Source organism: Winslowiella iniecta (assembly GCF_001267535.1).
Classification (GTDB): domain Bacteria; phylum Pseudomonadota; class Gammaproteobacteria; order Enterobacterales; family Enterobacteriaceae; genus Erwinia; species Erwinia iniecta.
This window is the reverse complement of record NZ_JRXE01000041.1, coordinates 21,038-27,352: the sequence shown is the minus strand read 5'-3', so window position 1 is coordinate 27,352 and position 6,315 is coordinate 21,038. Positions and strand designations below refer to the sequence as shown.

Genomic DNA, 6,315 nt, shown 5'->3' with positions numbered 1-6,315 from the left:
AATCAGCGATTTGGCTTGCTGTTGCGAGGTGGCGTATATTACGCTTTCCTCCTTCAGAGTCAACCTCTTTTTCAGAAGTTTTTCCCCGGCGGTTCAGAACTTCCTGAACCTCTCAACACCGTGGCCTGTAAGCCGTTGTTCCGTGTCGATGGAGGCGCATTATAGGGATCCGAATTTAATGCACAAGCCTTTTTTCGATCTTTTATTTTGGTTGCTGAGTTTTCAATCTTTTCGTTGAGATCTCGTTCGATCCGCGCAATTTTGCCGCATAAATTACGCTATTCATTGATAACAAATCGGCATGCGCACTACCCTTCAATAACAACATGAAAGGAGAACAACTCTATGCCTTCGGTTTTACGTGCTTTTAAGCAATGGTTTCCTCAATTAGGTGAACGCGTAATGGTTGATGCGTCGAGCGTGGTAGTCGGTGATGTCTCACTGGCAGACGATGTCAGCATCTGGCCACTGGTGGCGATTCGCGGTGACGTTAATAAAGTGGTGATTGGCAAACGCAGTAATATTCAGGACGGCAGCGTGCTGCATGTCACCCATAAGTCATCGTCTAACCCGGAAGGTCATCCGCTAATTATCGGTGAAGACGTAACGGTGGGTCATAAAGCGATGCTGCATGGCTGCACCATCGGCAATCGTGTACTGATTGGTATGGGATCGATTTTACTGGATGGCGTAATAGTAGAAGATGATGTGATGGTTGGTGCGGGCAGCCTGGTCGCTCCAGGTAAGCGGCTGGAAAGCGGTTATCTCTATTTAGGTAGTCCGGCGAAGCCAGTACGACCACTGACAGAGAAAGAGATCGCCGGGTTACTCTATTCCTCCAGCAACTATGTTGGCTGGAAGGATGACTATTTAGCGAAGGAGAGCCAGACCCAGCCTTGATCGTCTTCTTGCTGTTGCGCGATCAAGGCTTCAGCTTCTTCTTCTATATCCCAGCGGTGCGCTCTGAACAACTCAAGGTCGGATGCACCGCTGCCGTAACGCTGCCGCAGCGTTTCCGCCGCAATCGCACAGGTAAGGTTAAAACCATTGACCTGCGCCGGAAAGCAGACCGCCTGACGTTCACTGTCCCAGAACTCCCGATCGGGAAACTGAATCGCCTGATTCACTCTGCCAGCTCGCTCTTCAGGATCGCAATCACTGGGCTGATTTCCGGTAATTTGCCATGCCATAAAAGAAAAGCATGCGCAGCTTGACCGACCAGCATTCCCAGACCATCGGCAAACTGCGTTGCGCCCTGTTGCTGACACCAACTGAGAAACGGCGTGAGACCCACCTGATAAAACATGTCGTAGCAGCGCACCTCCGCAGTAATAAGAGAAGCAGGCACCGCCGGAATATCGCCCGCGACACCGCTGGAAGTGGCATTGATAATCAGATCGAAGTGCTGATCTGGCAGTTGATCCATGGCCACAGCCTGCACGTCGCCGCTATGCTGGTATAACGTGGCCAGCTCTTCAGCGCGACTCAGGGTGCGGTTGGTCAATGTGACCGCGCAGCCAAATGACAACAGAGGTAACATCACGCCACGCGCCGCGCCGCCAGCGCCGATCAATAAGATCCGATCGCCTGGCTTGATCAAGTTAAGACGTTCAAGATCGGTCAGCAGGCCGATACCGTCGGTGTTATCCCCGATTAAGACGCCCTCTTTATTGAGCAACAGGGTATTTACCGCACCGGCTAATGCCGCGCGCGCGGTTAATTCACTGGCCAACGCAAAGGCTTGCTGCTTAAAAGGTAGAGTGACATTCGCACCACGCCCGCCCTGCGCAAAGAATTGATTAAGCGTGGCAGCAAAATCATCCACCGGCGCGCAGATACGCCCATAAGAATGGTCGATACCGGTATGCTGCGAAAACAACTGATGAATGCGCGGCGATTTACTGTGACTAATCGGGTTACCAAATACGGCGAAAGTGTCCATTCTGTTCCTCTATCCCTGACGAATCAGCTCACCCGAGATGACATCACGGATCTCTGACGGATTCAGTCGTCCACCGGTTTCACCCACCAGCAGCGGAAAATCAATGCCAAACTGCGCACGCACCTCTTCGACACTGCGACAAGGTTCAGCACCGGTCAAGTTAGCACTGGTGGAAACCAGCGGCTTACCGAATGCGCGGCACAGACGCTGCACATCCGGATGATCGCTGACGCGCACCGCCAGTGAGTCAAAACGCCCGGTCAGCCAGCGTGGGGTGTGTTGTGATGCCGGCACCACCCAGCTTACCGGACCAGGCCAGCTGGCAAACATACGCTCGCGTTGCTCCACCGAGAGTTCGCCATCGGCGATATACGGCTCAAGCTGCTGATAATCAGCAGCGATTAAAATAAGTCCTTTCTCAACCGGACGCTGCTTCAGCGCCAGCAACTTCAGGACCGCAGTTTCACTGTCAGGGTCACAGCCCAGACCAAAAACCGCCTCAGTCGGATAGGCGATCACAGCTTGCTGTTGAAGCTGTGCAACAGATGACTCAATTGAGCCGGCTAACAGATCATTCTTCACTACGGGTTCCTGCGGTAACTGGCTTACCACACGCTTTGCTGGCGCAATAACGTTTTAAGCCTCTGGCGGTTTTTTTCTCAATAAGCAGAGGGAAGTGGCAAAATTCGCACTCGCCTTCAACCGGGGTAAAATTAACGGCAAACTGGCAATCAGGATAGCGATCGCAGGCATGGAAGGTTTTGCCATAGCGCGAGCGGCGCTGAACCAGTTTGCCCTGCTGACACTGTGGGCAGGGAATGGTGGTTGCATCCGGGCGATCGATCACTTCAGTATGTTCGCATTCCGGATAGTTGCTACAGCCAATAAACATGCCGTAACGCCCCTGCCGCAGTACCAGCTCGGACTGACATTGCGGACACAGCTGCCCTTCCAGCACTTTCACCACATGCCCGTCAGCCTGACTTTTAAGCGGGCGAATATACTCGCAGGTTGGATAATCAGAGCAACCGAGAAACGCACCGTGTTTCCCGGAGCGAATAACCAGTTCTGCCCCACAGCGGGGGCAGGCTTCATTTTTTCGCACAGCGAAAAGCGCTGTTTTATTCATAGCGTTTTGTACACGAAGGCAATCTTCAGTGCAGCATTCCTTCATTGGCTTCGAAAAGTAGCTCTTCCATCTGCTGGTAGGCGTTTTCACATCCCGGGATGTTAAACAGCACCATCAGCACGACCCATTTAAGATCTTCCAGATCGAACTCGAGGGTATCCAAAGCCATAATGCGTTCGATAACCATTTCCCGGGTTTCGAGATTAAGCACCTGAATCTGCTCCAGGAACAGAATGAAACCACGGCAATTGGCATCGAGGCGCTGACTCTCTTCCTCGGTGTAGATACGCATTGACAATGGATCGCTTGCCAGCTGAATCGGAGCGGTAAGACCGTCCTGATAATCTGCCAGCTTTTCCAACCAGTTCAACGCATTATAAATATCTTCACGATGAAAACCTGCATCGGTCAAATCATCAGTCAATTTATCCTGATCAACACGCATTTCTGCTTCGTTGTGGATATAGGTTTCAAATAAGTACATTAATACGTCGAACATGGCATGCCCTCCTCAATCGGACATAGCCGCCGGGTACAGCTGCGATCCATCCTGCTAACTCCAGCTCAAGCAACTTAGCTACGATGGCTGGCACAGGTTGGCCGGCACGTTCAGCGACGACGTCAACAGGTGTAACCTCATCTCCTACGTTAGCCAACACATCAGCAAATGGCAATGGAACATCGGCATTGTCTGAAGAATATATTGGCTGTGTAGCTAAAAAAGGCAGCCAGTTGAGGTTGCTGTTCATTTCTTCGAGAATATTGTTCGGATGCGCCACTAATAATGCCCCCTGCTGAATCAACCAGTGCACACCTTCACTACCGCTATTTCCTAACGCGCCGGGTAAAGCATACACCTCGCGATTCTGCTCCAGTGCATAGCGTGCGGTCACCAGCGATCCGCTGCGCAACGTGGCTTCAATCACCAATACGCCGGCACTCAGACCACTAATAATGCGGTTACGCTGGGGAAAATGTTGCGGCAGAGGCCGTGTTGATAACGGGAACTCGGAAACCAGCGCACCACCCGCGGCAATAATTTCACTGGCCAGCGCCGTATGTCGCTTTGGATACAGCGCGGCCAGGCCACTGCCTAATACCGCAATCGTCTTGCCTTCTACGTCGAGGGCTGCACGATGGGCAACGCCATCAATTCCCAGCGCCAGTCCGCTGGTAATGGTCAAGCCGCTCAGCGCCAACGCCTGGGTAAAATAAGCCCCCCATTCCCGGCCATAGTGACTACAGTCACGGCTACCCACGACCGCCAGCTGCGGCGATGACAAAATCTCACGATTACCGGCAATAAACAGCAGCGGCGGATAACTGGCAATATTCTTCAGCTGTGGTGGGTAGTCAGCCGCATCGGCGGTTAACAGATGGTGCTGAGGCGAAGCCAGCCAGTCGCAGGTATTCTCCAGCACGCGCGGATCACACTGCCAAAACTGGCTTGCCTGCTCAGGATTTAACCCGGCCGCGCGCAGTGCATCCGCGCTGGTTTCATTAAGCGAAATCAGGGTGGTCGCCGCCTCCAGCATCCGCATACCAGACAGGTTTTTTACTCCGGACAAGCGCAGCCAAATCTCAGTTGAGGTCACGATACTATCCTTGTCATCGTCAGCGCAAAGGTGCGCCGCTCATCGCGAGGAATGCTGTCAATCAGCGCCTGAAATGTCTACAATAAGAGGAATAATTCTTTTATCCCTTGAACACAGATCTGGAAAGTTATGTCAGTTTTGCAGGTATTACATTTTCCTGACGATCGCCTTCGCATCGTCGCAAAGCCAGTTAAAGAAGTGAATGCAGACATTCAGCGTATCGTCGATGATATGTTCGAAACGATGTACGCCGAAGAAGGCATCGGTCTGGCGGCGACGCAGGTTGATATCCATCAGCGCATCATCGTTATTGATGTGTCAGAGGAGCGCGACCAGCGTTTAGTCCTGATTAACCCGGAGCTGCTTGAAGAGTGTGGCGAAACCGGTATTGAAGAAGGCTGCCTGTCTATTCCGGAACAGCGTGCTCTGGTACCGCGTTCAGAAAAAGTGAAAATCCGCGCGCTGGATCGTGACGGTAACAGTTTCGAACTGGAAGCGGATGGCCTGTTGGCAATCTGTATTCAGCACGAGATGGATCACCTGGTCGGTAAATTGTTTATCGATTACCTCTCGCCGATGAAACGCCAGCGTATTCGGCAGAAACTGGAAAAACTGGCGCGCCTCAACTCGCGTGCCTGATAGTACTGCTTTCGAAGGGAATACTGTGTCCGATTCGCTTAAGATCATTTTCGCCGGAACCCCGGACTTTGCCGCGCAGCATCTTACTGCGCTGTTGGCTTCTGAGCATCAGGTGGTTGGCGTGTTTACTCAGCCTGACCGCCCGGCTGGCCGCGGCAACAAGCTGACGCCCAGCCCGGTTAAAGTACTGGCGCTGGAACATAACATTCCGCTGTTTCAGCCTAAGTCGCTGCGCCCGGAAGAGAACCAGCAGCTGGTCGCTGATCTGCATGCCGATCTGATGGTGGTAGTGGCCTACGGACTGATTCTGCCAAAAGCGGTGCTGGAGATGCCTCGCCTCGGCTGCATCAATGTGCATGGCTCGCTACTGCCGCGCTGGCGTGGCGCTGCGCCGATTCAACGTTCGCTGTGGGCGGGGGACAGCGAAACCGGCGTCACTATTATGCAGATGGATGTCGGTCTGGATACCGGCGACATGCTGTATAAACTGTCCTGTCCGATTGAATCCAGCGATACCAGTGCCACGCTGTATAACAAGCTGGCGCAGCTCGGGCCCACCGGTATGTTAGCCACCATCCAGCAACTGGCGGACGGCAGCGCTAAACCAGAAGTGCAGGATGAAACAGCCGTAAACTATGCCGAGAAGCTGAGTAAAGAAGAGGCTCGCCTCGACTGGTCACTCTCTGCGGCTCAGCTGGAACGCTGTATCCGCGCCTTTAATCCATGGCCGATGAGCTATTTTATGGTTGAGGATCAGCCGGTCAAGGTGTGGAGCGCGCAAGTGTTGCCGCATCAGGCAAACAGCCAGCCGGGTGAGATTGTCCATGCAGATAAGAAAGGTATTCAGATTGCCACCTCTGATGGCGTGCTGAATATCACTGAATTGCAGCCAGCCGGCAAAAAAGCGATGAAAGCGCAGGATATTCTAAATTCCCGCCGTGAATGGTTCATACAGGGCAATGTTCTTGCCTGATCCTTCAGCCCGGCAATACGTCGGGCTTTTGTTTAGT

Annotated in this window: 9 protein-coding genes; 3 read left to right on the top strand and 6 right to left on the bottom strand. The window is 52.9% G+C overall.

The window, feature by feature from the left end:
• Positions 1 to 345: 345 nt before the first annotated feature.
• The gene (locus NG42_RS20745; RefSeq protein ID WP_052902776.1) at positions 346 to 900 is read left to right on the top strand and encodes a gamma carbonic anhydrase family protein; all 555 of its coding nucleotides are present in this window, start codon (positions 346 to 348) and stop codon (positions 898 to 900) included.
• On the opposite strand, the gene NG42_RS20740 is transcribed toward NG42_RS20745, so the two are convergent.
• Genes NG42_RS20740 through dprA form a run of 6 tightly spaced genes read right to left on the bottom strand, consistent with a single transcriptional unit; the run spans position 867 to position 4,666 of the window.
• Positions 867 to 1,127: a DUF1488 family protein gene (locus tag NG42_RS20740; protein ID WP_052902774.1), complete on the bottom strand. Its 261-nt coding sequence runs from the start codon at positions 1,125 to 1,127 to the stop codon at positions 867 to 869. The genes NG42_RS20745 and NG42_RS20740 overlap by 34 nt on opposite strands.
• Complete coding sequence (aroE, locus tag NG42_RS20735) at positions 1,124 to 1,942, bottom strand: shikimate dehydrogenase (RefSeq protein ID WP_052902772.1); 819 nt, start codon at positions 1,940 to 1,942, stop codon at positions 1,124 to 1,126. The genes NG42_RS20740 and aroE overlap by 4 nt, the downstream gene beginning before the upstream one ends.
• A gap of 9 nt (positions 1,943 to 1,951) precedes the next feature.
• Positions 1,952 to 2,524, bottom strand: coding sequence for an L-threonylcarbamoyladenylate synthase type 1 TsaC (gene tsaC / locus NG42_RS20730; RefSeq protein WP_052902770.1), 573 nt, complete (start codon positions 2,522 to 2,524; stop codon positions 1,952 to 1,954).
• Positions 2,514 to 3,071, bottom strand: coding sequence for a DNA topoisomerase family protein (locus NG42_RS20725; RefSeq protein WP_052902769.1), 558 nt, complete (start codon positions 3,069 to 3,071; stop codon positions 2,514 to 2,516). Before NG42_RS20725 ends, tsaC begins: the two co-directional genes overlap by 11 nt.
• Before the next feature lie 25 nt (positions 3,072 to 3,096).
• Complete coding sequence (gene smg / locus NG42_RS20720; protein WP_052902768.1) at positions 3,097 to 3,570, bottom strand: DUF494 family protein Smg; 474 nt, start codon at positions 3,568 to 3,570, stop codon at positions 3,097 to 3,099.
• Positions 3,542 to 4,666, bottom strand: a complete 1,125-nt coding sequence (gene dprA / locus NG42_RS20715; RefSeq protein WP_052902766.1) for a DNA-protecting protein DprA — start codon at positions 4,664 to 4,666, stop codon at positions 3,542 to 3,544. Before dprA ends, smg begins: the two co-directional genes overlap by 29 nt.
• A gap of 129 nt (positions 4,667 to 4,795) precedes the next feature.
• Between dprA and def the strand changes: the two genes are divergently transcribed.
• The gene (gene def / locus NG42_RS20710; protein ID WP_052902764.1) at positions 4,796 to 5,305 is read left to right on the top strand and encodes a peptide deformylase; all 510 of its coding nucleotides are present in this window, start codon (positions 4,796 to 4,798) and stop codon (positions 5,303 to 5,305) included.
• A 25-nt stretch (positions 5,306 to 5,330) separates the two neighbouring features.
• The gene (gene fmt / locus NG42_RS20705; protein WP_052902762.1) at positions 5,331 to 6,278 is read left to right on the top strand and encodes a methionyl-tRNA formyltransferase; all 948 of its coding nucleotides are present in this window, start codon (positions 5,331 to 5,333) and stop codon (positions 6,276 to 6,278) included.
• Positions 6,279 to 6,315 lie beyond the last annotated feature (37 nt).